General features: G+C 67.1%; 29 protein-coding genes (1 of these 29 cut by a window edge). 8 read left to right on the top strand and 21 right to left on the bottom strand.

What is annotated here, in order from left to right; genetic code table 11:
* Positions 1-112, top strand: partial view of a lipopolysaccharide biosynthesis protein gene (locus tag NF699_13285; protein ID USU04030.1) — the end only. 1,376 nt of this gene lie to the left of the window's left edge; 112 of the gene's 1,488 nt are visible here — the last part of the coding sequence; its start codon lies off the left edge, out of view; it ends in the stop codon at positions 110-112.
* Here the strand turns inward: NF699_13285 and NF699_13280 are convergent.
* On the bottom strand, positions 109-537 hold the full coding sequence (locus NF699_13280; GenBank protein ID USU04029.1) for a CBS domain-containing protein: 429 nt from the start codon (positions 535-537) through the stop codon (positions 109-111). The two genes, NF699_13285 and NF699_13280, sit on opposite strands and share 4 nt — an antisense overlap.
* Before the next feature lie 88 nt (positions 538-625).
* Here NF699_13280 and NF699_13275 point away from each other — a divergent pair, with 88 nt between their 5' ends.
* Positions 626-907: a hypothetical protein gene (locus NF699_13275; GenBank protein USU04028.1), complete on the top strand. Its 282-nt coding sequence runs from the start codon at positions 626-628 to the stop codon at positions 905-907.
* 89 nt (positions 908-996) lie between these two features.
* Here NF699_13275 and NF699_13270 read toward each other — a convergent pair whose 3' ends face one another.
* The 4 genes from NF699_13270 to hisS form a co-directional block, all read right to left on the bottom strand.
* Entirely contained in the window at positions 997-2,025 is a 1,029-nt protein-coding gene (locus NF699_13270) for a DUF4167 domain-containing protein (protein ID USU04027.1), read from the bottom strand.
* A 278-nt stretch (positions 2,026-2,303) separates the two neighbouring features.
* Positions 2,304-3,125 carry a peptide chain release factor N(5)-glutamine methyltransferase gene (prmC, locus tag NF699_13265; protein USU04026.1) on the bottom strand — a complete coding sequence of 274 codons (822 nt, stop codon included), beginning with the start codon at positions 3,123-3,125 and terminating at the stop codon, positions 2,304-2,306.
* Between the two features lie 338 nt (positions 3,126-3,463).
* On the bottom strand, positions 3,464-4,543 hold the full coding sequence (gene prfA / locus NF699_13260; protein USU04025.1) for a peptide chain release factor 1: 1,080 nt from the start codon (positions 4,541-4,543) through the stop codon (positions 3,464-3,466).
* Positions 4,540-5,901 (bottom strand): histidine--tRNA ligase, encoded by a 1,362-nt coding sequence (gene hisS, locus NF699_13255; protein ID USU04024.1) that lies wholly within the window; start codon positions 5,899-5,901, stop codon positions 4,540-4,542. The genes prfA and hisS overlap by 4 nt, the downstream gene beginning before the upstream one ends.
* 49 nt (positions 5,902-5,950) lie before the next feature.
* Here hisS and NF699_13250 point away from each other — a divergent pair, with 49 nt between their 5' ends.
* The 3 genes from NF699_13250 to ppa all read left to right on the top strand — a co-directional run bounded on the left by NF699_13250 (position 5,951) and on the right by ppa (position 9,200).
* Complete coding sequence (locus NF699_13250) at positions 5,951-6,601, top strand: DUF1345 domain-containing protein (GenBank protein ID USU04023.1); 651 nt, start codon at positions 5,951-5,953, stop codon at positions 6,599-6,601.
* Positions 6,602-6,668: 67 nt separating this feature from the next.
* Positions 6,669-8,585 carry a peptidase M61 gene (locus NF699_13245; protein ID USU04022.1) on the top strand — a complete coding sequence of 639 codons (1,917 nt, stop codon included), beginning with the start codon at positions 6,669-6,671 and terminating at the stop codon, positions 8,583-8,585.
* 33 nt (positions 8,586-8,618) lie between these two features.
* A complete protein-coding gene (gene ppa / locus NF699_13240) occupies positions 8,619-9,200 on the top strand; it encodes an inorganic diphosphatase (protein USU04021.1) in 582 nt (193 codons plus the stop codon).
* 45 nt (positions 9,201-9,245) lie between these two features.
* On the opposite strand, the gene NF699_13235 is transcribed toward ppa, so the two are convergent.
* From NF699_13235 to ispG, 5 genes are read right to left on the bottom strand one after another with little or no spacing between them, the layout of a single operon-like run.
* The gene (locus tag NF699_13235) at positions 9,246-9,728 is read right to left on the bottom strand and encodes a GNAT family N-acetyltransferase (GenBank protein ID USU04020.1); all 483 of its coding nucleotides are present in this window, start codon (positions 9,726-9,728) and stop codon (positions 9,246-9,248) included.
* The gene (locus tag NF699_13230) at positions 9,725-10,618 is read right to left on the bottom strand and encodes a DMT family transporter (GenBank protein ID USU04019.1); all 894 of its coding nucleotides are present in this window, start codon (positions 10,616-10,618) and stop codon (positions 9,725-9,727) included. The genes NF699_13235 and NF699_13230 overlap by 4 nt, the downstream gene beginning before the upstream one ends.
* Positions 10,615-10,971 carry a type II toxin-antitoxin system VapC family toxin gene (locus NF699_13225; GenBank protein USU04018.1) on the bottom strand — a complete coding sequence of 119 codons (357 nt, stop codon included), beginning with the start codon at positions 10,969-10,971 and terminating at the stop codon, positions 10,615-10,617. The genes NF699_13230 and NF699_13225 overlap by 4 nt, the downstream gene beginning before the upstream one ends.
* A gap of 26 nt (positions 10,972-10,997) precedes the next feature.
* Entirely contained in the window at positions 10,998-11,243 is a 246-nt protein-coding gene (locus NF699_13220) for an AbrB/MazE/SpoVT family DNA-binding domain-containing protein (GenBank protein ID USU04017.1), read from the bottom strand.
* Between the two features lie 36 nt (positions 11,244-11,279).
* The gene (ispG, locus tag NF699_13215; GenBank protein USU04016.1) at positions 11,280-12,410 is read right to left on the bottom strand and encodes a flavodoxin-dependent (E)-4-hydroxy-3-methylbut-2-enyl-diphosphate synthase; all 1,131 of its coding nucleotides are present in this window, start codon (positions 12,408-12,410) and stop codon (positions 11,280-11,282) included.
* Between the two features lie 64 nt (positions 12,411-12,474).
* Here ispG and NF699_13210 point away from each other — a divergent pair, with 64 nt between their 5' ends.
* The 3 genes from NF699_13210 to NF699_13200 are packed head-to-tail and all read left to right on the top strand — an operon-like array spanning position 12,475 to position 15,467.
* Positions 12,475-13,632 carry an acyltransferase family protein gene (locus NF699_13210; GenBank protein ID USU04015.1) on the top strand — a complete coding sequence of 386 codons (1,158 nt, stop codon included), beginning with the start codon at positions 12,475-12,477 and terminating at the stop codon, positions 13,630-13,632.
* Complete coding sequence (locus tag NF699_13205) at positions 13,629-14,558, top strand: isoaspartyl peptidase/L-asparaginase (GenBank protein USU04014.1); 930 nt, start codon at positions 13,629-13,631, stop codon at positions 14,556-14,558. Before NF699_13210 ends, NF699_13205 begins: the two co-directional genes overlap by 4 nt.
* A 48-nt stretch (positions 14,559-14,606) precedes the next feature.
* The gene (locus tag NF699_13200; protein USU04013.1) at positions 14,607-15,467 is read left to right on the top strand and encodes a S1/P1 nuclease; all 861 of its coding nucleotides are present in this window, start codon (positions 14,607-14,609) and stop codon (positions 15,465-15,467) included.
* Here the strand turns inward: NF699_13200 and NF699_13195 are convergent.
* The 11 genes from NF699_13195 to NF699_13145 form a co-directional block, all read right to left on the bottom strand.
* Positions 15,464-15,670, bottom strand: a complete 207-nt coding sequence (locus tag NF699_13195) for a toxin-antitoxin system HicB family antitoxin (GenBank protein ID USU04012.1) — start codon at positions 15,668-15,670, stop codon at positions 15,464-15,466. The genes NF699_13200 and NF699_13195 overlap by 4 nt on opposite strands.
* 8 nt (positions 15,671-15,678) lie before the next feature.
* Entirely contained in the window at positions 15,679-16,575 is an 897-nt protein-coding gene (locus NF699_13190) for an SPFH domain-containing protein (protein ID USU04011.1), read from the bottom strand.
* Positions 16,576-16,767: 192 nt separating this feature from the next.
* Entirely contained in the window at positions 16,768-17,289 is a 522-nt protein-coding gene (gene pal / locus NF699_13185) for a peptidoglycan-associated lipoprotein Pal (GenBank protein ID USU04010.1), read from the bottom strand.
* Between the two features lie 56 nt (positions 17,290-17,345).
* Positions 17,346-18,740: a Tol-Pal system beta propeller repeat protein TolB gene (tolB, locus tag NF699_13180; GenBank protein ID USU04009.1), complete on the bottom strand. Its 1,395-nt coding sequence runs from the start codon at positions 18,738-18,740 to the stop codon at positions 17,346-17,348.
* Positions 18,741-18,840: 100 nt separating this feature from the next.
* On the bottom strand, positions 18,841-19,827 hold the full coding sequence (locus tag NF699_13175; protein USU04008.1) for a cell envelope biogenesis protein TolA: 987 nt from the start codon (positions 19,825-19,827) through the stop codon (positions 18,841-18,843).
* Positions 19,827-20,270, bottom strand: a complete 444-nt coding sequence (tolR, locus tag NF699_13170; GenBank protein USU04007.1) for a protein TolR — start codon at positions 20,268-20,270, stop codon at positions 19,827-19,829. The genes NF699_13175 and tolR overlap by 1 nt, the downstream gene beginning before the upstream one ends.
* A gap of 3 nt (positions 20,271-20,273) precedes the next feature.
* The gene (tolQ, locus tag NF699_13165) at positions 20,274-20,966 is read right to left on the bottom strand and encodes a protein TolQ (GenBank protein USU04006.1); all 693 of its coding nucleotides are present in this window, start codon (positions 20,964-20,966) and stop codon (positions 20,274-20,276) included.
* Positions 20,963-21,427, bottom strand: coding sequence for a YbgC/FadM family acyl-CoA thioesterase (locus NF699_13160; GenBank protein ID USU04005.1), 465 nt, complete (start codon positions 21,425-21,427; stop codon positions 20,963-20,965). Before NF699_13160 ends, tolQ begins: the two co-directional genes overlap by 4 nt.
* A 42-nt stretch (positions 21,428-21,469) precedes the next feature.
* Positions 21,470-22,222, bottom strand: coding sequence for a hypothetical protein (locus NF699_13155; GenBank protein ID USU04004.1), 753 nt, complete (start codon positions 22,220-22,222; stop codon positions 21,470-21,472).
* Positions 22,223-22,474: 252 nt separating this feature from the next.
* The gene (locus NF699_13150) at positions 22,475-23,461 is read right to left on the bottom strand and encodes a nitronate monooxygenase (GenBank protein ID USU07090.1); all 987 of its coding nucleotides are present in this window, start codon (positions 23,459-23,461) and stop codon (positions 22,475-22,477) included.
* A 29-nt stretch (positions 23,462-23,490) separates the two neighbouring features.
* Positions 23,491-24,753, bottom strand: a complete 1,263-nt coding sequence (locus NF699_13145; protein ID USU07089.1) for an aspartate kinase — start codon at positions 24,751-24,753, stop codon at positions 23,491-23,493.
* Between the last annotated feature and the right edge of the window lie 11 nt (positions 24,754-24,764).

Here is a 24,764-nt window from a genome sequence, read left to right as displayed (position 1 = left end):
CGTCGGCGTCGGCGTCGCGACCTATGGCGCGTGGCTGGCGCTGTTCGCGCGTGGAACGGTGCGAGAGCTGATCGCAGTGGTGCGGAAGCGGCCGGTTGCGGCCGCCGCCTAGGCGGTCTGGATATAGTCGCGCATCGCCGCGGCGTCAGCCTCGATCCGGTCGATGCGATATTTGACGAGATCGCCGATCGAGACGAAGCCGACCATCCGCTCTCCCTCAACCACCGGCAGGTGACGGATGCGACGCCGGGTCATCAGCGACAATGCCCCGATGACGGGCTCTTTTGGGGTGACGCTCTGCACCGGTTGGGTCATCACGTCGGCAAGGATCCGGTCGAGCGCCGCCGGGCCATAGGCAGCCAGTCCATAAACGACATCGCGTTCGGAGAAGATGCCGACCACCGCCGCGCCATCGACGACCGGCACCGCACCGATCCGCTTGTCGGCCAGCAACGCCAGCGCCTGCCCCACCGTCGCCGTACGGGGCAGCGACACGACGTCGTCGCCCTTGTCCTTCAGGATTGCCGCGATCGTCATGCCATCGTCTCCTCATCCGCCCGACTCCGTGCGATGCGGCGTCGGTGCGGGATTGAGCAGACCACGTTTGCGGGGCATTGGCAAAAACATGCGTGAAGCCCCGACAGGATTGGACGACCCGGCACAGGCTGCCCACGCATGGCGCCGCTTTCGCGCGATCATGGCATGGATGATCCTGGTCGCGGCGGTGTGCAGCGCGGGCGCGATCGTCGGGTTGGCGTGGGTGCACGGGCCGCTGCGACTGGTGACGATGGCGGCGGTGATCGGCGGCGTGGGCGGGTCGATCGTAATGGCCGGCGCGCTGATGGGTCTGGTGTTCCTGAGTTCGGGCACCGGGCATGACGAGGACGTCGAGCGCTTCGACGGGTGATACCGGGCAAGTCGCGGACGAAGCCGGACGCACGAAAGGCCGGCTCCCGCAGGGAGCCGGCCTTTCGCTCTGCCAGCGAACGCCGTCGCTTATTCGGCGGGCGCTTCCTCGACGGGAGTGCGAACGGTGCGGCGGCGGCGAGGCTTGGGCGCCTCGTCTCCGCCGTCGTTGGCAGCGGCGATATTCAGTGACGGTGGCAGACGATCGGCATCGACGCCGTTGCTTTCGGCAGCGCTGATGTCCGTTGCAGCGTTCTCCATCGCGAGAGGCGCAGCATCGATCTGTGCGTCGCGGCGGGGACGGCCACGGCGCTTGGGTGCGAGCACCGGCGCATCCGCCTCAAGCACCGATTCGGCACGATCGCGGAGCGATTCCCCGGCGGTCACCGGATCGGCACGACGTTGGCCAGCGACCTCGACCGGCTGCTCGGCCGCCTCGAAACGGGGACGGCGAACGCGATCCTCTCGCTGCGGGCGATCGTCGCGCGCCATACGTTCTTCGCGCTGGGGGCGGTCGTCACGCTGGGGGCGATCCTCGCGCTGCTGCGGCCGGTCGTCACGATTGCCGTCGCGATTGCCATTGCCGCGATCTTCCCAATTGCGGGCCTGACGCTGGTCGCCATCCTGACGATCGCGGCGCTGCGGACGATCGTCGCGCTGTTGATAGTCGCGCTGCTGACCCTGATCGCGCTGGCCGCCATCACGCTGCTGCCCGTCTCGCTGCTGCTGGTCGCGGACATCGCCGTCCTGCTCGCCGGCACGGATCGGTTCGCCCTCGTCGCCGTAATCGTCGTCGTCGTTAAGGTCGAACGGCGCCTGGCGCTTGGGCTGGGTATTGTCTTCGAAGCGGCCGCGCTGGTCGGCGAGGACGCGGAAGTAATGGTCCGCGAATTGCAGATAATATTCGGTGTTGACGCGGTCGCCTTGGCGCTGCGCTTCACCGGCGAGGTTCTTGTACTTCTCGAACAACTGGTTCGCGTTGCCGCGCGCACGGCTGTCGATGCGGTTGCCGTTGTCCGGCCGACCCTGGCCACCCTGCCGCGGACCGTTGCCGCCGCCACCGTTATTGTTGCCGCCACGACCGCGACGACGGCCGTTCTGCTGCCGATTGTTGATCAAGCTACTGTCCCACGATCAGAGTATATCTGGTCCTCAAAACCAATTCGGCCACTACGGCCTTGCTCCCGTTCAACGGTGCAACCCTCCGGGTCGCTGCGGGCCGTAAGCGACGCGCGAGCCTGTCATCACCACCGGACACCAGTGGCTGCATGACGAAGGATGCGGGCCATCACCCAACGATCAACGCGAATTCTGTTGATAGTGCGTGCCCCGGCCTGACCAATAGCTGGCAAGAGACCGATCCTACAAGTGAAATGTGATGTTCGCGACCGGTTCTTTCAAGCCCCGCCCCCGGGGGTGACGAGCAGGCAGCGGTCGCGGTCGCCGAGGTCGCGATGGACGGCGCTGGCGAGGCCCTGCGCGGCGAACAGTGCGGCGACTTGTGCGGCTTGCGTGTGGCCTATTTCTACCGCCGCGCAGCCGTGGGGCGCGATCAGGCGGGGGAGTTGGTGGGCGAGGATACGATAGTCGTCGAGGCCGTCCGCGCCGGCGAACAGGGCAGCCGCGGGTTCGTGGGCGCACACCTCGTCGGGCAGGTCCTCGCCGGTGCCGATATAGGGCGGGTTGGCTAGGATCAGGTCGAAGCGCGCGTCGATGGCGTCGGCCCAGTGGCCGAGTGCGAAGCGGGCGCGATCCGTCATGCCGAGCGTGGCGGCGTTGGCGGTGGCGTAGCCGAGCGCCTGCGCGGACCGGTCGATGCCGAGGCCGTGGGCGGACCATTCGTCGAGCGCGGCGAGCAGCAACGTGCCGGGGCCGGTGCCGAGGTCGAGGATCGTGGCGGGGTGGCGGGTGCCGAAATGGGCTTGCGCGGCGATGAGCAGCGTCTCGCTATCGGGGCGCGGGACCAGCGCGCCGGGGCCGACGGCGAGATCGATCGTCCAGAAGCCGCGGGTGCCGGTGATATAGGCGACAGGTTCGTGGTTCGCGCGGCGATCGACGAATGCGGCGAAGGTGGCGGGGACCGGGCGGTCCATATCGAGCAGCAGCGCGTTGCGGTCGATCCCGAGCGCGTGGGCCAACAGCAGCTCGGCATCGAGGCGCGCGGTGGGGGAGAAGGCGAAGCGTCTGGCAGCATCGGTCAGGGCGGTGCGGAGGGTCATGCTGCCGTTCCGCTGCGCCGAAAAATGTGTCCACGCGACGACGCGATGACGCGAAGCAGAAGAGATTCACGCGGAGACGCGGAGACGCGGAGAGTGGGACCGGGCGAAGCCTCTGTCTTCCAACCCAGTGTGCAGCTTGGGTCGGCGGTGCAGGTGTGACGGCCGCTGGCGCGGAGGACTGTAGCTCCGCGTCTCCGCGCCTCCGCGTGAACCAGCTTCTGTCTTCGCGGCTTCGCGGCTTCGCGTGGACCAACCTCTTTCATACCGACCGCGCCATCGCAGGTAACTTCCCCCAGCGGCGCAGTGGACCCCGGAACGAGTCCGGGTGACGGCGGTCGTCAGCCATCCAAGGAGGCCAGGCGCTCCGCTTCGTCCTGGGCGATGAGGGCGCCGATCAGTTCGTCCATCTCGCCCTGCATGATCTCCGGCAGGCGGTGGAGGGTCAGGTTGATGCGGTGGTCGGTGACGCGGCCTTGCGGGAAATTGTAGGTGCGGATGCGTTCCGAGCGGTCGCCGGAGCCGACCATCGCCTTGCGCGTGCCGGAGCGTTCGCTGGCCAGCCGTTCGCGCTCCGCCTCGTACAGGCGGGTGCGCAGGACTTTCAAAGCCTTGGCCTTGTTCTTGTGCTGCGATTTTTCGTCCTGCTGGATCACGACGAGGCCGGTGGGCAGGTGGGTGATGCGGACCGCGCTGTCGGTGGTGTTGACCGACTGGCCGCCGGGGCCGGACGAGCGGTAGACGTCGATGCGCAGGTCTTTCGCCTCGTCGATGCGGACGTCGACCTCCTCCGCCTCGGGCAGCACTGCGACGGTGGCGGCGGAGGTGTGGATGCGGCCGCCGGCTTCGGTGGCGGGAACGCGCTGGACGCGGTGGACGCCGGCTTCGAATTTGAGCTTGGCGAACACGCCGGTGCCGGTGACGCTGGCGACGACTTCCTTGAAGCCGCCGGCGTCGGAGGACGAGCCGCTGATGAGCTCGACGCGCCAGCCCTGCCCCTCGGCATAGCGCTGGTACATGCGGAACAGGTCGCCGGCGAACAGCGCCGCCTCGTCGCCGCCGGTGCCGGCGCGGATTTCGAGCATCGCGGCGCGTTCGTCGGCGGCGTCGCGCGGCAGCAGCGCGAGCGCGAGGCGGCGGTCGGCGGCGTCGAGCGCGGCGCGATTGTCGCGCAGTTCCTCCGCCGCCATCTGGCGCAGTTCCTCGTCGCCGGTGTCCTCGGCTATATAGGCGAGGCTGTCCGCCTCCTGCCGCAGCCGCCGTACCTCGCCCGCCGCCTGCGCGACGGGTTCGAGTTCGGCATATTCCTTCGACACCGCGACGAAGCGATCGCTGGGCAGGTCGCCGGTGGACATGAGCGCCTGCAACTCGTCCCGCCGCGCCTCGATCTGCGCGATCCGTTCGGGGGAGATGGTGGTCATTCGGTGACGTCCTGCGACGTCCAGACGCCATCCCTCCACTCGGCGATCATCTCTTCGAGTACGGTGTCCGAGTCGACGTCGTCATCCGTTACGCCTTGCGTATAGAGCGTCGCCGCGTGGATGAAGGCATCCACGTCCGTGTCCGACAGGTCGTATTGCTGACCGGTTCCCAGAACCTTCACCGCGATCGAGGACGCACCGTCATCGCTACACGTGACCAACGCCGCCAGTGACGACCCTTGCGCATTGGCCCTCGCCATACGCTTTTTCATGTTGCCCCGGAACGCCATGTCAGCGGTCGCATGCGCGCGACGCAAATCACTTAACAGCGACAGGGCGGCAGGTTCTGCCTGCGCGCTGACCGGGATGACGGTGACCGCCGTTACCGCCGCTGCCGGTTCGTCGAGCAACATCGCCAGCCGCTCGACACCCGCAGCCCAGCCCACACCAGCCGTCGGCGCGCCGCCGAGCGACTCCACCAGGCCGTCGTAACGGCCGCCGGCGAGCACGGTGCCCTGTGCGCCGAGACGGTCGGTGACGAACTCGAATGCGGTGTGGCGGTAGTAATCGAGGCCGCGGACCAGCCGGGCGTTGCGGGTCCACGCTACGCCCGCCGCATCCAGCCCTGCGGTGACCGCGTCGAAGAACGCGCGGGCCTCGTCGGTCAGATAGGCGTCGATGTCGGGCGCGGCGTCGGCGATGGGGCGATCGCGCGGGTCCTTGCTGTCGAGGATGCGCATCGGGTTCTTGTCAAGGCGGGTCAGGCTGTCTTCGGACAGTTCGCCGCGGTGCGCCTCGAAATGCGCGACGAGGCCTGCTCGCCACGCTTCGCGCGTCTCTGCGTCGCCAAGGGTGTTGAGCTGCAAGGTCACGCCATCCGCGATACCCAGTTCGCGGAGGACCTGGTCGGCCATCACCAATAGCTCGACGTCCGCCGCCGGCTCGGGCGCGCCGAGGATCTCCGCGTCGATCTGGTGGAACTGGCGGTATCGGCCCTTTTGCGGGCGTTCGTAGCGGAACACCGCGCCGCTGGTGGAGAGCTTGAGCGGCGTATATTGCTGCCAGCCCTCGGTCAGGAAGGCGCGGGCGATGCCGGCGGTAAACTCCGGACGCAGGGTGAGCGAATCGCCGCCGCGGTCGGGAAAGGTATACATCTCCTTCGACACGACGTCGGTCGTCTCGCCGATCGAGCGGGCGAAGACTTCGGTCGCCTCGAACACCGGCAGGTCGACGCGTTGGAAGCAATAGAGCCGGCGCACGCGTTCGAACGTGTCGAGCACATGCGCGAAGCGACGCTGTTCCTCGCCGAAGATGTCCTGGGTTCCGCGCACCCGGCGCGGCGTTTCGATACGGGCCATATGGGCGCGGTATCTAGGCGAGACCCGCGCCAAGCGCTAGCACCTCGCGATGAGCACACCGCAACGCTTCTGGGGGATCGGCAGCCGGGTCGCGCCGCCGCGGTTCGCGATGTTCGCCTTGTTGTTCGCCGCCGGGTTGGCGGGGTTCGTTCCGGCGCTCGGCGCGGGACGCGGGATCATGGCGGCGTTCGATGTCGCCGCCGCGATCTTCCTGCTGTCGCTCGCCAGCCTGTTCCGTCACGGCAATGCGGAGCGGATGCGGCGCACCGCGCGCGACAACGATGCCAACCGCGCGGCGTTGCTGGCGATCACCGCGGCGACGATGGTCGTGATCCTGGTCGCGGTGGCGGGAGAGGTGAAGGGACGCAGCGATGCCTTTGCGGTCGCACTGGTGATCGCGACGCTGGTGCTGGCGTGGCTGTTTTCCAACATGGTCTATGCATTGCACTACGCGCATCTGTTCTACCTGCCCGACGGCGGTGGCAGCGATGCCGGCGGACTGGATTTCCCGAACTGCGACCAGCCGGATTACTGGGACTTCCTGTATTTCAGCGCGACGCTGGGGATGACGTTCCAGACGTCGGACGTGTCCGTCACCGCGCGCCGCATGCGCCGCGTGGTGCTGGGACAGAGCCTCGCCGCGTTCGTCTTCAACCTCGGCGTGCTGGCGTTCACGATCAACGTGCTGGGTGGCGGCTAAGGGGCTGGACGGCTGACCTTTCAGCCGCTTACACCCTGCAGCAACATTTCCTTGCCGAAGGCTCCCCATGATCCGCACCGCTGCTGTCGCTTCCCTTCTCCTGTCCGTTGCCACCCCCGCGCTGGCGCAGGTGCCCGCCGGTAACAGCGCGCCGCAGCCGGTGCCGTTCGTCGAGACGATCCCTGCGGCGCAGGACATCCCCTACCCCGGCACGCTGAAGCTCGATATCGACGCCACCGACACCGAACGCGGCATCTTCCGCGTCCGCGAGGCGATCCCGGTTGCGAAGTCCGGCCCGATGGCGCTGCTGTTTCCCAAATGGTTGCCCGGCGCGCATACTCCCCGGGGCGAGATCGAGAAATTCGCCGGCCTCGTCATCCGCGGTAACGGCCGTATCCTGCCGTGGACGCGCGACACGGTGGACGTCTACGCCTTCCACATCGACGTGCCCGCCGGCGTGAAGACATTGGAGGCCGAGTTCCAGTTCCTTTCCGCCACGAAGACCGAACAGGGCCGTATCGTGATGACGCCCAACATGATCAGCCTCCAGCCCAATTCGATGAGCCTGTATCCGGCCGGCTATTACACGCGCCAGATCCCGATCCAGATGACGGCGAAATTCCCGACCGGCTGGACCGCGGCGGGTGCGATCCCGGCGAAAGCGACAGGATCGACCTATACCTACGACACGACCAACTATGAGATCCTCGTCGATTCGCCGGTGCTCGCCGGCCGCTACGGCAAGGTGTGGCCGCTGTCGCCGCGCGTGGACCTCAACGTCTTTGCCGATTCCCCCGAACAACTCGCCGCCAAGCCCGAACAGATCGACGCCCACAAGCGGCTGGTCGAACAGGCCGTGAAGACGTTCGGCGCACAGCATTACGATCGCTATGAATTCCTGCTCTCGATCTCCGATCAGCTGGGCGGCATAGGGCTGGAGCATCACCGCAGTTCCGAAAATGGCGTCCGCCCCGGCTATTTCACCGAATGGGACGCCGGCCCCGGCAGCCGCAACCTGCTGCCGCACGAATTCACGCATAGCTGGGACGGCAAGTTCCGCCGCGGTGCCGACCTGTGGACGCCCGATTTCCGCACGCCGATGCGCGATTCGCTGCTGTGGGTGTACGAAGGGCAGACCCAATTCTGGGGCTATGTGCTTCAGGCACGGTCCGGCATCGTCAGCAAACAGGACACGCTGGATGCGTATGCGGGGATCGCCGGCAGCTACGATCTCGCCCCCGCACGCCAGTGGCGCAGCCTGGTCGACACCACGAACGACCCGATCATTTCGTCGCGCCGGCCCAAGGGCTGGGTCAGCTGGCAACGTAGCGAGGATTATTACAACGAAGGCCTGATGGTCTGGATGGAGGTCGACGCGATGCTCCGCCAGCAGTCCGGCGGATCGAAATCGATCGACGATTTCGCCAAGGCGTTCTTCGGCGTGCGCGATGGCGACTGGGGCGAGTTGACCTATACGTTCGACGACGTCGCGGCGACGCTCAACACGATCCAGCCCTACGACTGGGCCGGCTTCCTACGCAAACGGATCACGGAGACGGGCCAGCCAGCGCCCGTCAACGGCTTCGCGATGAACGGCTACAAGCTGGTCTACACCGCCGAGCCCACCAAATATTTCACCAACGCGGAAAAGACCGGCACGATCAACGCGACCTATTCGATCGGCCTGTCGATCGCCAAGGACGGCGAAATCTCCGCGGTGATCTGGGACAGTCCCGCCTTCAAGGCCGGGCTGGACGTCGGCACGATGGTGCAGGCGGTCAATGGCGTCGCCTATAGCGGGGACGCGATCAAGACCGCGATCGTCACCGCCCAGAGTTCGAAAGAACCGATCCGACTGTTGGTCAAGAACGGCACGCGGTATCGCGAGGTGGCCATCGACTATCACGGCGGCCCCCGCTATCCGCGCCTGCAGAAGGTTGGCACCGGCGAAACCGGCCTCGACAAGCTTCTCACGCCGCGCTGAGGGGCAGCGGGTAAAGGATAACAAGGGACTGTCATGCGTATCGATTTGATTCCGGTCGGCAAGAGCCCGCCCGACGACCTCAACGTCATCATCGAAGTGCCGACCGGTGGCGAGCCGGTGAAGTACGAATTCGACAAGGCGTCGGGCGCGCTGTTCGTCGACCGTATCCTGCACACGCCGATGCGCTATCCGGCGAACTACGGTTTCGTGCCGCACACGCTGTCCCCCGATGGCGATCCGCTCGACGCGCTGGTGATCGCGCGCTCGCCGTTCATCCCCGGCTGCGTCGTGCGCGCGCGTCCGATCGCGGTGCTGAATCTGGAAGACGAAGCCGGCGGCGACGAGAAGCTCGTCTGCGTGCCGGTCGACGAAGTCTTCCCGTATTATTCCAACGTCGACGGCCGCGCCGACGTGCCGGAGATCGTATTCGAACAGATCGAGCACTTCTTCACGCACTATAAGGACCTGGAAAAGAAGAAGTGGGTCCGCGTCGGCGTCTGGGGTGATCGCGACGAAGCGCGCCGCATCACGCTGGAAGCGGTGCAGCGTTACGACGAGGCGAAGGCCAAGGGCGAAGAGCCGCACGACCACGACGTTCCCGGTCGCGAAGGCTGATCCGCATAAGGCGGGGCGCAGGTGACTCTGCGTTCCGCCTTATGGTTATTCCGACGATCCGGCACCTGCCAGACGGCTCAGCGCATGGCCGCTGACCCGCTGCACCGTCCATTCTTCCTGCCCGACCGCGCCCACCCGGCGGTAGAAGGCGATCGCGTCGGCGTTCCAGTCGAGCACCGACCATTCGAATCGGCCGCAGCCGCGCTCCAGCGCCACCGCCGCGAGGTGGCGGAGCAGCGCGGTGCCGACGCCTTGGCCGCGCGCATCGGGTGTCACGTACAGGTCTTCGAGATACAGGCCGCGGCGGCCGGTCCATGTCGAGAAATTGTGGAAGAACAAGGCGAAGCCGAGCGGGCCGGTCGCGTCCTCGGCGATCACCGCCTCGGCGGCAGGCCGTGGGCCGAACAGCGCTTCGGTGAGTGTCTCCTCGGTCGCCTCGACCGCATCAGGTTCGCGTTCGAACGCGGCAAGATCGCGGACGAAGCGCAGGATGGTGCCGACATCGGCGGGGGTGGCGGAACGAATCATGCGGCGGCTTCCGTTTGCGGGCCGGGCGGCGGGCCGCGGACGGCGACCAGACACCCGGCGATGATGAGCACGGCACCGGCGACCGTGTAGAGCGAGACCGGTTCGGCGAAGACCAGCCAGCCGAACAGCGCCGACCAGGCGAAGGCGGTATATTCGACCGGCGCCAGCACCTGCGCCTCGGCATGGCGATACGCCCAGGCCAGCGCGACCGCGGAGATCGATCCGAGCAGCGCCGCCACGACGATCGAGGGCAGTTGCTCCACCGTCGGCAGCCCGGCGAGCCACGGCGCACCCGGCAGCAGCAGGAGGCTGAGGACGATACTGGTGAACAGCGCGACCTCCAGCGGGTCGGCCGCCTGCGCCTGTCGCCGCAACAGGATCAGGCTGCCCGCATACAGGACCGACGCGGCGATGATCGCGAGGCTGCCGAGCACGACCGCCTCCGACGCCCGCTCCTGTACCTGCCCCAGCGCGATCGCCAGCACGCCCAAGCTGGCGACCAGCGACCCGACGATCGCCTTGTGGCCGACACGCTCGCCCAGCATCACCGAGGCGAGGAACAGCGCGATCAGCGGTGCGAGGAACGTCAGCGCGATCCCCTGCGCCATGGGGACACGGACGAGTCCCCAGAAGAACAACAACACCGACGCACCCGCGATGCTGCCGCGCGCGATATGCAGCTTCAACGTGGCCGGCGCGGGCCATGGTTTGCGCCGGGCGACGAACAGCGGCGCCAGCAGGGCTACCCCGGCGATCGATCGCCACAACACCGCCGGATAGGCGCCGCTCTGGTCCGACAGGATGCGCATCAGCACATCCATCGCCGAATAGACGGCGATGCCAACCGCCGCGATGGCGAAGGCACGCATGGCGGAGACGTTGCCGGTCATCGGATCAGGCGAATATCGATGCCAAGTCCCGGATCGACGTCAGCGAGTCGCCGGTCACTCGTATAGAGCGGCAGCCTGAGGCTCTGCGCCAACGACAGGCATGCCCGATCGCCCAGCGATGCGCCCTGCGAACGCGTCGGCTCGCGTAACCGTGCGGCTTCGAGCGCAAAGGTCAGGTCAAAGGGGACGATGACGATTTCATAGGTCTTCAGAATGGCGAGGACAGCGTCGGGAGAGGCACCGCGTTCGACACCCCTCGAACAGCATTCGGATACGTTGACGGCAGACATACGGCTGCCGCGAATGGCCTGCATCACCACGTCGGCGCCCGTTTCGCCCAGCATCAGTGCCATGACGGCCGATGCATCGACGACAACCGTCATTCCTCGCCCCAATCGGCGCGCCGCTCCTGCAGGAAGGTATCGACGGTATAGTCGGCGCCGAAGATCGCCCGCGCTTTCGCCTGGGACGCCTGCACCGCCTGCTCGAAAGTCATGAAGCGGACGCCGCCCGATTCGCTGCGGTCGACGACCAGCGTGTCGCCGTCCTTGATGCCGAGTTCACGGCGGATTTCGGCAGGGATCACGACCTTGCCGCCCGCGATCACCTTGGCATGGTAGGTCATGTCAGCTCCTCCAAGACCTGACGCGTAGCACAGGACCTATTCCGCCGCCACCGCATGCTCCGCCGCCGCGTCCGCCGCCTCGATCTCGGCCGCCTTGGCTTCGACCAGGCGGACGATGTGGTCGACCATGTCGGCGTCCTGCACATGATGGTCGGTGACGCCCGACAGATAGACCATGTGCTTGCCGTTGCCGCCGCCGGTGATCCCGATGTCGGTCTCGCGCGCTTCGCCGGGACCGTTGACGACGCAGCCGAGCACGGACAGCGACATCGGCGTGCGGATGTGCTGGAGCCGTTCCTCCAGCGCCTGCACGGTGCGGATCACGTCGAAGCCCTGGCGCGAGCAGCTCGGGCAGCTCACCACGCGTACGCCGCGGTTGCGGATGCCGAGCGCCTTCAGGATCTCGAACCCGACGCGCACCTCGTCCTCCGGCTCCGCGGACAGCGAGACGCGGATGGTGTCGCCGATGCCGTACCAGAGCAGGCTGCCGATGCCGATCGCCGACTTCACCGTGCCGCCGACGAAGCCGCCCGCTTCGGTGATGCCCAGGTGGAGCGGGCAATCCACCGCTTCGGCGAGCTGCTGGTAGGCGGCGACGGCGAGGAACAGGTCCGACGCCTTCACCGCGACTTTATATTCGTGGAAGTCGTGGTCCTGAAGCAGCTTGATGTGATCCAGCGCCGATTCGACCAGCGCGTCCGGGCAGGGCTCACCGTATTTTTCGAGCAGGTCCTTTTCCAGGCTGCCGCCGTTGACGCCGATGCGGATCGAACAGCCGTTGGCCTTGGCGGCGCGAACCACTTCGGCAACGCGCGCGCTCGAGCCGATGTTGCCGGGGTTGATCCGCAGGCACGCCGCGCCGGCATCCGCCGCCTCCAGCGCGCGCTTGTAGTGGAAATGGATGTCGGCAACGATCGGTACCCGGCTGCCGCGGACGATCTGCTTGAGCGCCACGGTCGATTCGGTGTCGGGGCAACTGACGCGGATGATGTCGACGCCCGCCTCTTCGCAGCGTCGGATCTGGTCGAGCGTCGCGCGGATATCGGGCGTCGGCGTGTTGGTCATCGTCTGCACGGTGACCGGGGCGTCGCCACCCACGGGAACGTTGCCGACCATGATCTGGCGGCTCGGACGGCGGACGATATCGCGCCACGGACGTAAGGACATGGGTGCCATATACAGCAGCCGGGTTGCGGTTCAAAGGCATCGGTGTAGGGCGTAAGGCGTTCCGATGTCGCGCGTCCCGATCCCCCGCCATTACGGCCTCGACTGGCTGCGCGTCGCCGCCTTCGCGATCCTGATCGTCTATCATGTCGGCATGGTGTTCGTACCCTGGGGCTTCCACGCCAAGAGCCCGCATGGCGCGCAATGGGCGGTGCTGCCGATGCTGGCGGTCAACGCCTGGCGCCTCAGCCTGTTGTTCGTCGTATCGGGCTATGCGAGCCGCGCATTGCTGACCCGCGCGCCCGGCATCGGCGGCTTCGTGCGGCAGCGGACGCTGCGGCTGCTGGTGCCGCTGGCGTTCGGCGTCGCGATCGTCGTGCCGCCGCAGAGCTGGGTCGAGCTGGTGACGCAGCATGGCTATGCCGGCGGCTTCACGACCTTCTGGGCGCGTGATTATTTCCGTTTCGGCGCCGTTGCCGGGATCGTCTTGCCGGCGCTCAACCATCTGTGGTTCGTGCTCTACCTGTGGCTCTACACGCTGGTGCTCGCCGTGCTGGTGCTGGGCATTCGCTGGACGAGGATGCAAGCGGCATTCGATCGCGTGTTCGCCGGGCCGGCGCTGCTGATCCTGCCCGCCGCATGGCTGGTGTGCATCCATGGCTGGTGGTTTCCGATGGGCTATGAAACGCACGATCCCACCCACGATACTATGGCCCACCTCAGCTATCTGCCCGCGTTCCTGTTCGGCTTCGCGCTCGCCGGATCGACCACCGTGCTGGCGAGCTGCGTCCGCTGGCGCTGGGCCGGCGCAGCGATGGCCCTGATCGGCTATGGTTTCATCCTGACGGTGGAGCTCGGGATCAATGGCGGCACGCCGCGCTGGATCTATCCGCTCTACGGCGCGGCGCATGCGGTGCAGCAATGGGGAACGATCGTCGCGCTGATCGGATTCGCCGAGCGCCATTGGAACCGCGATGCGCCGGTCCGCCAGATGCTGACGGAGGCCGTGTTCCCCTTCTACCTCATCCATCAGACGATTATCGTCGTTGTCGCATATTGGCTGATGCCCGCCGGTCTGCCCGGCGGCGCGGAGTTCGCCATTCTGGTCGTCGCGACCGTCGCAGGTTGTTGGTCCTTCTATCTGATCGGCCGTCGGATCGACCTGCTGCGGCCGCTGATCGGCCTGCGTCCCCTGCCCCATCCCGCTCGCAAGGCTGCATCATGAACGCTATGTCCGACTGGTCGCTGGTGATCCATGGCGGCGCCGGATCGATCGAGCGCCATCGCCTGACCGAGGAACAGGACAGCGGCGCGCGCGCCGGCCTCACGCTCGCGCTCGGTGTCGGCAGCGCGATTCTGCGCGACGGCGGCGATGCGTTGGATGCGGTCGAAGCGGCGGTGCGCGTGCTGGAGGAAGACACGCACTTCAACGCCGGGCGCGGCGCGGCCTTCTCAAGCGACGGCAGTATCGAACTGGACGCGGCGATCATGGACGGCCGCACCCGCGCCGCCGGTTCGGTGGCCGGAATCACCGCGACGCGGTCGCCGGTCGGCCTCGCGCGGCGAGTGATGGAAGCGAGCCCGCACGTCCTGCTGAGCGGCGATGGTGCGGAACGCTTCGCCCGCGAACAGGGTCTCGCCATCGCGGAACCCGGCTGGTTCGAGACTACGGAACGGCGGCGGCAACTCGACGAGATGCTCGCGCGCAACGTCGACGCCTTCGATGTCGATATGAAATACGGCACCGTCGGCGCGGTTGCGCGCGACTGCGCCGGCCATCTGGCGGCCGCGACCTCGACCGGTGGCGTGACCGGCAAACGCTGGGGCCGTATCGGCGATTCACCGTTGATCGGCGCCGGCACGCATGCCGACGACCGCTCCAGCGCGGTATCCTGTACCGGATCGGGCGAGTTCTTCATCCGTATCGGCGTCGGGCATGAGATCGCCGCGCGCATCCGCATGCTTGGCGAAGGTCCACAGATCGCCGCTGACGCGGTGATGGCGGAAGTGCGTGCGCTGGGTGGCACCGGCGGCGTTATCGTCACCGGACCTCATGGCCAGGCGATATGGAGCTTCACCACGCCCGGCATGTATCGCGCACGCGCCACCGCGGCGGGGGTTCATGAGGTCGCCGTCTACGGCGACGAGTGACAGGCTTTTGATTGGAGTGAACCGGGCGAACGCGTAAAGGCCATGCTCATGAAACTGCTACGCTTTGTCGCTGCCGCCTTGCCGGCGTTGCTGATCGCCTCGCCCGCTGCGGCCTATTGGGAATTCGGGCACGAGACCGTCGCGCGCATCGCATATGCCAATGTCACGCCGCGAACCCGCGTCGCGATCGACCGCCTGCTCGCGCAGACGCCCATGCTCGAGACCCCGACCTGCCCCGCGACGACGATCGAAGGCGCGAGCGTCTGGGCCGATTGCGTCAAGCCGCTGAAGGGGCCGGACGGCAAATCCCGCTTCGGCTATGCCTATACCTGGCACTTCCAGGACGTCGACGTGTGCGCACCTTTCACGCTGGCCGACGCCTGCAAGGACGGCAATTGCGTCTCCGCCCAGATCACCCGCGATGTCGCGATCCTGAAGGACAAGCGCAGTTCCGCGAAGGATCGCGCCCAGGCATTGGTGTTCCTGATCCACTTCGTCGGCGACCTGCACCAGCCGCTGCATGCCGGCGAGAAGCACGACAAGGGCGGTAACGATGTCGCCGCCGCCTATGGCACCTACAGCCCGCGGAGGTTCAACCTGCATTCGGTCTGGGACGGCACGCTCGCCGAACGGGCGATCACCAGTGGGCCGTCGCTGGTGCGTCGTTATCCCGCCGCGCAACGCCGCCGGATCGCCGCCGGCACCGTCACGGACTGGAGCCGCGAATCGTGGCAGGTGGCGCACGATGTCGTCTACACGAGCGCGCTGAAGGGTGATCCGTGTGCCCCCTCGCCCGCCAAAGTGACGCTGGACGAAGCGACGATCGAGCGCATCGTCCCCGTCGCAAGGCTGGAGGTGAAACGCGGCGGGCTGCGGCTGGCGAAGCTGCTGGATGCCGCGTTGGGCTAATCGGTATCGTCCTTCTTCGGCCGCCCCCGCCTGGCCGCGACCGGGGCATCCAGCTTCACGCCCCGCTTCGACAGCGCCTCGCGCAACAGGCATTCGACCTCCGCATTGACGCTGCGGAGGTCGCCCGCCGCCGCGCGCTCGATCGCTGCGTACAGCGCAGGATCGAGGCGCAACGGAAAAGCCTTCTTGGGGGGCGTCGCCATACCGTCGCTTACTGGTAGAGCGACCCGGCGTTGACCACCGGCTGCGTGTCACGCTCGCCGCACAGCACCACCATCAGGTTCGACACCATCGCCGCGCGACGTTCGTCGTCCAGCTCGACCACGTTCTTCGCCGACAGTTGGGCGAGGGCCAGTTCGACCATGCCGACCGCACCCTCGACCAATGTGGTGCGCGCCGCCACCACCGCCTGCGCCTGTTGCCGCCGCAGCATCGCTCCCGCGATCTCCTGCGCATAGGCGAGGTGCGTAAAGCCGCATTCATCGACGGTTATGCCGGCGACCAGCAGTCGGGCGATCAGTTCGGTGCGCAATTCCGCCCCGACCTGATCGTGATTGCCGCGCAGCGTCACCTCCTGATGCGCGTGATCGTCATAGGGATAGCGCGATCCGATCGTCCGCACCCCTGCCTCGACCTGCACCATCACGAACGCCTTGTAATCATCGACGTCGAACAAAGCCTGCGCGGTGTCGGTGACGCGCCAGACGACCTGCGCCGCCATCTCGATCGGGTTGCCGCGCAGATCGTTGACCTTGATCCGGTCCGAGATGACGTTGTTGGATCGGACGGAGATCTTGCGCCGCATCAGCCATGGCAGCACCCAGCGCAGGCCGCTGTTGCGGTCCGTCCCGGCATAGCTGCCGAACAGCGTGATCGCCGCCGCCTGATTGGGTTGCAGCATGTAGAAACCGCCGGTGATGAACGCGGTGCCGAGCGCGCAGACGAGGGGTAGGATCGCCATGATGGGCGGGGCGAGGTCGTTCGCCAACCGGATGATCGTGACGATGCCGACCGCGACCAGCACCGCCGCGAGCCCAAGCATCGGATAGCCGCTCGTCGTGCCGGCGCGCCGTTCCTGCGACCGTGTAAGACTCCCCTGTTCCACCATGCCCTCCTCCGATTAATGTGATATCACATTTATATCGAATTTCGTATGGCGCAAGAGGATTCCGCTCGTCCGTCATCCCCGCGCCGGCGGGGATCCATAGTCACGAGCGTCTACGATGGAAGCGTGACGTCAGACGGTATGGATTCCCGCCTGCGCGGGAATGACGGAAGAAGCCGAGGCAGGAATGCGTCGTTAGTTCAGCACCACCGTCACCGCGCGACGGTTCTGCGCCCAGCTCGATTCGTCCGAACCCAGAGCGACCGGGCGCTCCTTGCCGTAGCTGATCGTGGTCAACCGCGACGGGTCAATGCCGCGCGCGACCAGATAGTTCTTCGCCGCATTGGCGCGGCGATCGCCCAGCGCCAGATTGTACTCGCGCGTACCGCGTTCGTCGGCATGCCCCTCGATCGTCGCACGCACCTGCGGAAAGCGCTGCAACCACGATGCCTGGCTGTCGAGGATCGCACGCGCCTCGGGATCGATGTCGGTCTGGTCGAGGCCGAACAGGATCGTGTTCGACGTCACCGAGCGGCGGAAATCGGCGTCCGATCCAGGCAACACCGCGCCGTCCACGTTCCCCGTCACCGGTGGCGGCGTGTTCATCCCGGCCGTGTTGTCCACCGGAGGGGGCGGCAATTGCTTGGGCTTGCTCGCGCACGCGCCGAGCGAGGCGAGCGCAGCAGCGGTGAGCAGCGTGTTGGTGAGCTTTGCCATGATCATATCTCCCGTGGTGATCGTTTCGCCCCCGAAATCCACCCCATTATAACGCGTTACGGCCGCAAGGGTCCCCATGCGGGGTCGGAACCGTCGAGCGGGGTCGGGATCGCGCGTTCGACCTGACCGGTCAGGTCGACCATGCGCAGGTCGGCCTTGCCGCCGCTACCCTGGCCGGCACGATAGAAGGTGATGACGCGGCCGTTGGGCGACCAGCTCGGCCCCTCGTCCTGCCCGCTGGTCAGGATCTTCTCAGCCCCGCCCGATGGCGACATCGTGCCGATGCGGAAAGCTCCACCCAGCTTGGTGAACGCGATCAGGTCGCCGCGCGGGCTCCATACCGGCGTGGCGTAGCGCCCGCCGCCGAAGCTGATCCGCTGCTGGTTCGATCCGTCGGCGTTCATCACGTAGATCTGCTGGCCACCGGACCGGTCGCTTTCGAACGCAATGCGCGATCCGTCGGGCGAATAGCTGCCGCCGGTGTCGATCCCCGGCGAGGTCGTCAGACGTTGCGGCGTGCCGCCCTGCGACGACACGCGATAGATGTCGGTGTTGCCACCCTGCGCCATCGAGAACAGGATGTAGCGGCCATCGGGCGAGAAGCGCGGCGCGAAGGTCAGGCTGACGTTCTGCACCACCCGCCGCGGCCGCCCCGATCCCAGATCGTAGACGTAGATCGAAGGCCGGTCGTTCTCGTAGCTCATATAGACGATCGACTGCTGGTTCGGCGCGAAGCGCGGCGTCAGCACGATCGACTGGCCGTTGGTCAGGAAGCGGTGGTTGGCGCCGTCCTGATCCATGATCGCGAGCCGCTTGATCCGCTTGCCCTTCGGCCCCGTCTCCGAGACGTAGACGACGCGGCTGTCGAAATACGGCCCTTCGCCGGTCAGCCGCGCGTAGACCATGTCGGCGCATTTGTGCCCCGCACGCCGCCAGTCGCCCGGCGACACGACGAAACCCGACCGGGTCAGCTCGACCTTCGAAAACACGTCGTACAGATAGCAGCCGATCGTCAGGTTGCCGTCGCCGTTCGCCCGAACGAAACCCTGCACCAGCGCCTGCGCCCCGGTGCCGCCCCAGTAATCGAAGGCCGGCGCGTTGACCTCCTGAAAGCCGACCGGCCGCAGCTGGTTGCCGCCGAGCGGCGTGAACAGGCCGGAATTACGCAGGTCGTTGGCGATGATGTCCGCCATCTGCCGCCCGAGCACATCGGTCGATCCGGCGGGGGTCGACACCACCTGCGCGGTCGGCATCGCGGGGATCGCGATCGGCATCGGCGCGGATACGCCGCCGGTGACCGACACCTCCAGCGGCGCGGCTTCCTGTCCGGCGGGCGCGGCCTGATCCTGCGGCGCTGTCCCGGGAGCATTTTGCGCCATGGCGGTCACCGTCATTGCCGGAAGGGCCACGGTGACGCTGAGCGCGACTAGCAACGAGCGGATCATACGCATCCTTTTGAACCCTTTTCGCACCCGAGATTGACGCCGCTTACCACAAAGTCTCGGTCACCCCGGACGTGTTCCGCGGTGACGAGGAGTATCGGCACCCGCATCACTGCAACTTCCACTGGAAGTTGATGTTGTTCCACCCGCCCGATGGCGTCGAATAATACTCGGCGGGCAGCTTCAGGGGCGAACAGCCCTTGAACGCCGCGACACCCAGATCGACGACGCGCTGGCGATACCGGTCGTTCTCGTCGGTCACACCCGATTGACGCACCATGCGCGGCGTCGCGGCAAGCGTACCGTCCTCGTTGAGGCGCAGGTTGAGCGTCGTCACGATTTCGTTTGCGCCCGGCCCGGGATTGACCTGCCGATCCGCGCACGGCTGAATTTGGCGCGCGATCGCCTGAACGATGCCCGCCATCGCGCGCGCATCGACCTTGGCGGCGCGCGGCGCGGTCGACTTGCTGGCCGACGGTTCGCTGGTCAGCCCGTCGAGGAAGTTGCTGCCCAGTCGCGAGCCACGCGGTTTCGCCGCGGTGGAATCGGGCTTGCTGCCCGTCCCCTTCGCGGCTGCCGGCTTCGACGGCGCCGACGATGCCTTCGACGCAGTTTTGGCAGGCGCGGCCGGCGCAGGCTTTGCCGTCGGTTTCGCCGGGGCAGGCTTGGCGGCGGGTTTCGCCGGCGCCTCGGCCGGTCGCGGCTTCGGCTGCGGCTGCGGCTTCACCGGCGCGGGCTTCGGCTTTGGCGCCGGCGCGGGTTGCGGCTTTGGTGGCGCAGGCCTCGGCGGAGCCGGTTTCGGCTGCGGCTGGGGTGGCGCGGGTTCGGGCTCCGGCTCCGGTTCGACGACGGTCTCTGCCGGGGGAGCGGCATCTTCGGGCTCGCCCTGCTCGGGCGCGATCGACTGCGCAGGCGGCGTCACCGCCTGCGGCGCGGCGGCTTCCAGCCCGACGTCCTTGACCAGGCTGACCTCCATCGGCGTCTGCTGGAGCTTCTCCGGATTGGGCGTCGACAGGAAGCCGACCGACAGCAGGCCGAACAGCACGAGGTGCCCGGCGACCGCTATCCCCAGCCCGACCTTTTCCGCCCGATCCATCACCGTGCTGCCGATCCGCCCTCTACGGTGAGAAGCGATACGCGGTTGAGGCCGGCGCGGTTCAGTTCACCCATCACGCGCATCACCCGGCCGTAGTCGAGCGCGCGGTCCGCCCGCAGGAACACCTGCGGCGGTTCGCCACCGGCCTGCACCGCAGCGATCTGTTCCAGCCGCTGCGGCAGCGCCGTCTCGGCGATCTCCTCATCGTCGATGAACAGCTTGCCCGCGGCATCGAGCGACAGCTGCACCGGCTTCTGGTCCTGATCGAGCGCCTTGGCCCGGCTGTCCGGCAGGTTTACTGGCACGCCGGCGGTCAACAGCGGCGCGGTGACCATGAAGATGATCAGCAGCACCAGCATCACGTCGACCAAGGGCGTGACGTTGATGTCCGCCACCGGCGCACGCCGCCCTCGGCCGCGGTTGGAGGGAAGGTTCATCGCCATCGTCTAGCGACCGCCATCCAGCTGCCGCGACAGCGTCGTATGAAAACCATCCGCGAAGCGGTTCAGCGCCGCCTCGATCCGGTTCACGCCATGGCTGAAGCGGTTGTAGGCGATCACTGCGGGAATCGCCGCGAACAGGCCGATCGCGGTCGCGAACAGCGCCTCGGCGATACCCGGCGCGACCACCGCGAGGGACGAATTCTGCGCCTGGGCGATGCCCGTGAAACTCCGCATGATGCCCCACACCGTGCCGAACAGCCCGACGAACGGCGCGACCGATCCGATCGTAGCGAGGATGTTGAGCCGGTCGCTGATCCGGTCGATCTCCAGCGCCGCCGCCGCACCCATCGCGGTGGCCAGCCGTTCGCGCGTGCCGCCCTTGTCGATCGATCCGCCGGCGGTGGACCGGCGCCATTCCTTGACGCCCGCCGCGAACACGCGCGCCGATGGCAGGTCCTTGTCCGCCTCCGCCTTGTAGAAGGCGTCGATGTCCTCCGCCTTCCAGAAATCGCGTTCGAAACCGGTCATGCCCTTGCGGATACGGCCCAGCCGCCGCCAGAAGGCGATGATCAGCGCCCAGGTCCAGACGCTGGCGAGCAGCAGCCCGCCCATCACGAACTTCACCACCCAATCCGCCTGAATGAAGAGCGCGACGGGCGACATCGTCGCCGCATCCATGTTGAACACCGGATTCATGAATTGGTCCCCTGCCAGATCAGGCGTTGGTAGATATCGGTCCAGGCGGCCGGTTGACGCTTCGGCCGTCCCGATGGCGCGACCAGCGCCGCCGTGACATCGGCCTGCGTCAAGACAAGCGAACCGCGCCTGACTGTTTGATGAATGACGACGCTTGCGGCGCGTACGGCATGGATGCGGCTGACGACGAGCAGGGCATCGTCCAGCTTCGCCGGCGCGCGATAGCGGATGGCCAGATCGGCGACCGCATAGGCACCCTCGCCCGCGTCATGCACGGTCCGCTGGTCGATGCCGGCGAGGCGCAGCATGTCGGAACGGGCGCGTTCCATGTATCTGAGATAATTGGCGTGATAGACGACGCCCGACAGATCGGTGTCCTCGAAGTAGACGCGCACGGCGAACCGGTGCTCCCGCCCCTCGAAGCGTCCTGCCTGCGGCTGATCGCTTTCTTCGTCCCTCATCCTGCCGCCCGTTAACCGAACCGGCGTGCAGGGGGAACCCCGTCAGTGGGTGACGGTGGCGCTCGACTCGGCGAAGATGCCCGGGTCCAGCTCCAGTCGCGGTCGGGGTGCAGGTGTGGCGACCGGGATCATCTGCACGGTGCGCGGCGCGGGTTGAACGGTGTTCGCCATCGCCATGCGGTTGGCGGCGGCGCGCTCCGACCGCCACGCATCATAGGCGGCGTAGAAATCGGTAAACGGCTTTTCGAGCACGGCGAGCCTGCCCGAGGCGAAGGCGGGCAGATCCGCCGACTCAACCGCCGCGCTGTCGGCAAGCGTCGCGACGGCGGCGTTGCAGAAGGCATCGCGGGCCTGCGACTGCGAGAAGAAGTTGTAGAGGCGCGTCATCTGGTCGTCGTAGCGGTCCTGCCAGTCGCCGCCGCCGGCCTTGTACTCGGCGGTGAGCCGCGTCTGCGCGCCGTTGAGGACGGATTTCTGGCGGGCCAGCAAGGCATTGTAGCCCGCGACGATGGTCGCCTCGTCCGGACCGCGACAGGCGAGCGCCGCGACGTTGAGCGCGGCACGCAGATGCCACACCGCGCCGTCACCCGACAGGTTGCGGTTCGGCGTCATGTAGCGCCCGTCGTTCATCAGGGCCGGAATCTGCATGCCGACATAGGCACCCTTCGGCATCGCCAGCGGTGCGGGAGCGGCGGGCGGCGGCGGCGGTGGCGCGACCGCCACGACCTTCGGCTTGATCGAACACCCGGCGAGCAACGCCAGACCGACGGCCGTGAGAGCTACATAATTCCGCATCGCCAACTCGTCCTTCCGCCCCCCGGCAGGCGGATGTCATGGCAGGACAATGGTTAACGGCGAGTAAGGACGGCGCGCGGTTCGTCGTGTTTCGGACCGAAATGCGCAACGACGTTCGTCGCCGCTACGCGGCGCCACCTTCCCCTTGCGCGGGAGGACTGGCCTATCTCAATTCCTCCCCCGCCAGGGGGAGGTGGCACCGCGTGAGCGGTGACGGAGGGGGAGGTAAGCGACGCCCCCCGTCAAAACGCCTCAACCCGCCCGCTTCTCCAGCGCCGAAGCCGCCTCGCTCATCAGCGCGCCGATGATTTCCGCGATCGGCTCTTCCTTCGTCACCATGCCGACCGACTGCCCCGCCATGACCGAGCCATGCTCGATATCGCCGTCGATCACCGCGCGGCGCAGCGCGCCGGCCCAATAATGCTCGATCTGCAACTGCGCCTCGAGCATCTCGACCTTGCCGCCGTCGAGCAGCAGCGCGACCTCGCGCTGCTTCGCGCCGAACAGCTCGCCCGCCGCATTCTTCAGCGCGCGGACCGGGATCACCGGCAACCGCGGATCGATCTGCACGCTGGCGATCGCGTCACGTGCCGAGGCGCGGATGAACGCCTTCTTGAAATTGGCGTGCGCGATCGATTCGGTCGCGCAGACGAAGCGCGTGCCGAGCTGGACGCCCGCCGCACCCATGTCGAGATAGCCGGCGATCGCCTCGCCCCGGCCGATGCCGCCGGCGACGAACACCGGGACCAGCTCGGCGATCTCGGGCAGCATCTCCTGCGCGAGCACGCTGGTCGACACCGGGCCGATGTGGCCGCCGGCCTCCATCCCCTCGATCACCAGCGCATCGACGCCCGACCGGATCAGCTTCTTCGCCATCGCCAGCGTCGGCGCGAAGCAGATGACCTTGGCACCCGATGCCTTGATCGCCTCCAACGAACCCTTCGGCGGCAGGCCGCCGGCGAGCACGACATGGCCGACCTCGTGCTTCGCGCAGACCGCGATCAGGTCGAATAGCGCCGGGTGCATGGTGATCAGGTTCACGCCGAACGGCCTGTCGGTCATCGCGCGGGTCGCGGCGATTTCCGTGTCGAGCAATTCGGGCGTCATCGCCCCGCACGCGATCACGCCGAACCCGCCGGCGTTGGACATCGCCGATACGAGGTTGCGCTCCGACACCCACGACATCGCGCCTGCCATGATCGCCACCTCGCTGCCGAGGAATTCCGCACCCCGCGCCATCCGGCGGGTCAGTCGCTCCTGTCCGACGGTCACGCCGCGGCGTCCACGGCGTCGAGGCCGTAGGCGGTGTGGAGGACGCGGACGGCGAGTTCGGTCTCGTCCTCGTGGATCAGCACCGACACCTTGATCTCGCTGGTCGAGATCGCCTGGATGTTGATCCCGCGTGCGCCGAGCGTGGTGAACATGGTGCTGGCGACGCCCGCATGGCTGCGCATGCCGACGCCGACGACCGAGATCTTGGCGACCCGCGTGTCATGGACCATCTCGGCGAACCCGATCGCCTCGCGCCCCTGATTGAGCGATTCGAGCGACCGCGCGAGGTCCGCCGCCGGCACCGTGAAGGTGACGTCGGTCGAACCGTGGTTGTGCGCGATATTCTGAATGATCATGTCGACGTTGATGTTCGCCGCCGCGAGCGGTTCGAAGATCGCCGCGACCGCACCGGGCTTGTCCGGCACGCTGATCAGCGTGATCTTCGCCTCGTTCTTGTCGTGCGCGATGCCCGTGATCAGCTGGCGTTCCACGTCGTCTATCTCCTCTTCGCCGACGATCATCGTGCCGGGCAATGTGTCCGCCATCGGTGCATCCTCGCCGGTGAACGACGAGAGCACCTGGACGCGGACCTGTTCCTTCATCGCGAGGCCGACCGATCGGGTCTGCAACACCTTCGCGCCGACGCTGGCGAGTTCCAGCATCTCTTCATACGTCACCTTGGCGAGCTTGCGCGCGCGCGGCACGATGCGGGGATCGGTGGTGTAGACGCCGTCGACATCGGTGTAGATGTCGCAGCGGTCCGCCTTCATCGCCGCCGCCACCGCGACCGCCGAGGTGTCCGATCCGCCGCGGCCGAGCGTGGTCACCCGGCCGTCATCGGCGATGCCCTGGAAACCGGGAATCACCGCGACCTCGCCCGCCGACAGGCTGGCGTCGAGCGCCGCCGTATCGATCGTGCCGATCCGCGCCTTGGCAAAGGCATCGTCGGTATGGATCGGCAATTGCCAGCCCATCCACGACCGCGCCTTCACCCCCGCCGCCTGCAACGCGATCGCGAGCAGCCCGCTGGTGATCTGTTCGCCCGCCGAGACGACGACGTCATATTCGCGCGGATCGTACAACGAGGATGCCTCGCGGCAGAAGCCGACCAGCCGGTCGGTCTCGCCCGCCATCGCCGACACGACGACCGCGACTTGGTTGCCCGCCTCGACCTCGCGTTTGACACGCGCGGCGACGCTCCGGATGCGCTCGATCCCGGCCATCGACGTGCCGCCGAACTTCATCACGATCCGCGCCATCTGGGTCGCCA

It is taken from the genome of Sphingomonadaceae bacterium OTU29LAMAA1, assembly GCA_024072375.1.
Taxonomy (GTDB): Bacteria; Pseudomonadota; Alphaproteobacteria; order Sphingomonadales; family Sphingomonadaceae; genus Sphingomonas.
Note: the sequence above shows the minus strand (reverse complement) of the source record. Positions and strands in the feature narration are given on the sequence as shown.

Coding starts and splice junctions, on each gene's coding strand:
- tolQ (USU04006.1), bottom strand. CDS start 20,966: ATGAATCCGGTGTTCAACATGGATGCGGCGACGATGTCGCCCGTCGCG.
- tolR (USU04007.1), bottom strand. CDS start 20,270: ATGGCGATGAACCTTCCCTCCAACCGCGGCCGAGGGCGGCGTGCGCCG.
- NF699_13150 (USU07090.1), bottom strand. CDS start 23,461: ATGGCGCGGGGTGCGGAATTCCTCGGCAGCGAGGTGGCGATCATGGCA.
- NF699_13190 (USU04011.1), bottom strand. CDS start 16,575: ATGGTGGAACAGGGGAGTCTTACACGGTCGCAGGAACGGCGCGCCGGC.
- NF699_13230 (USU04019.1), bottom strand. CDS start 10,618: ATGACCGGCAACGTCTCCGCCATGCGTGCCTTCGCCATCGCGGCGGTT.
- NF699_13235 (USU04020.1), bottom strand. CDS start 9,728: ATGATTCGTTCCGCCACCCCCGCCGATGTCGGCACCATCCTGCGCTTC.
- hisS (USU04024.1), bottom strand. CDS start 5,901: ATGGCCCGTATCGAAACGCCGCGCCGGGTGCGCGGAACCCAGGACATC.
- NF699_13225 (USU04018.1), bottom strand. CDS start 10,971: ATGGCACTGATGCTGGGCGAAACGGGCGCCGACGTGGTGATGCAGGCC.
- NF699_13175 (USU04008.1), bottom strand. CDS start 19,827: ATGGATCGGGCGGAAAAGGTCGGGCTGGGGATAGCGGTCGCCGGGCAC.
- NF699_13160 (USU04005.1), bottom strand. CDS start 21,427: ATGAGGGACGAAGAAAGCGATCAGCCGCAGGCAGGACGCTTCGAGGGG.
- NF699_13155 (USU04004.1), bottom strand. CDS start 22,222: ATGCGGAATTATGTAGCTCTCACGGCCGTCGGTCTGGCGTTGCTCGCC.
- prmC (USU04026.1), bottom strand. CDS start 3,125: ATGACCCTCCGCACCGCCCTGACCGATGCTGCCAGACGCTTCGCCTTC.
- NF699_13200 (USU04013.1), top strand. CDS start 14,607: ATGAAACTGCTACGCTTTGTCGCTGCCGCCTTGCCGGCGTTGCTGATC.
- NF699_13275 (USU04028.1), top strand. CDS start 626: ATGCGTGAAGCCCCGACAGGATTGGACGACCCGGCACAGGCTGCCCAC.
- prfA (USU04025.1), bottom strand. CDS start 4,543: ATGACCACCATCTCCCCCGAACGGATCGCGCAGATCGAGGCGCGGCGG.
- NF699_13250 (USU04023.1), top strand. CDS start 5,951: ATGAGCACACCGCAACGCTTCTGGGGGATCGGCAGCCGGGTCGCGCCG.
- NF699_13205 (USU04014.1), top strand. CDS start 13,629: ATGAACGCTATGTCCGACTGGTCGCTGGTGATCCATGGCGGCGCCGGA.
- tolB (USU04009.1), bottom strand. CDS start 18,740: ATGCGTATGATCCGCTCGTTGCTAGTCGCGCTCAGCGTCACCGTGGCC.
- NF699_13195 (USU04012.1), bottom strand. CDS start 15,670: ATGGCGACGCCCCCCAAGAAGGCTTTTCCGTTGCGCCTCGATCCTGCG.
- NF699_13245 (USU04022.1), top strand. CDS start 6,669: ATGATCCGCACCGCTGCTGTCGCTTCCCTTCTCCTGTCCGTTGCCACC.
- pal (USU04010.1), bottom strand. CDS start 17,289: ATGGCAAAGCTCACCAACACGCTGCTCACCGCTGCTGCGCTCGCCTCG.
- ppa (USU04021.1), top strand. CDS start 8,619: ATGCGTATCGATTTGATTCCGGTCGGCAAGAGCCCGCCCGACGACCTC.
- NF699_13210 (USU04015.1), top strand. CDS start 12,475: ATGTCGCGCGTCCCGATCCCCCGCCATTACGGCCTCGACTGGCTGCGC.
- NF699_13220 (USU04017.1), bottom strand. CDS start 11,243: ATGACCTACCATGCCAAGGTGATCGCGGGCGGCAAGGTCGTGATCCCT.
- NF699_13280 (USU04029.1), bottom strand. CDS start 537: ATGACGATCGCGGCAATCCTGAAGGACAAGGGCGACGACGTCGTGTCG.
- NF699_13145 (USU07089.1), bottom strand. CDS start 24,753: ATGGCGCGGATCGTGATGAAGTTCGGCGGCACGTCGATGGCCGGGATC.
- ispG (USU04016.1), bottom strand. CDS start 12,410: ATGTCCTTACGTCCGTGGCGCGATATCGTCCGCCGTCCGAGCCGCCAG.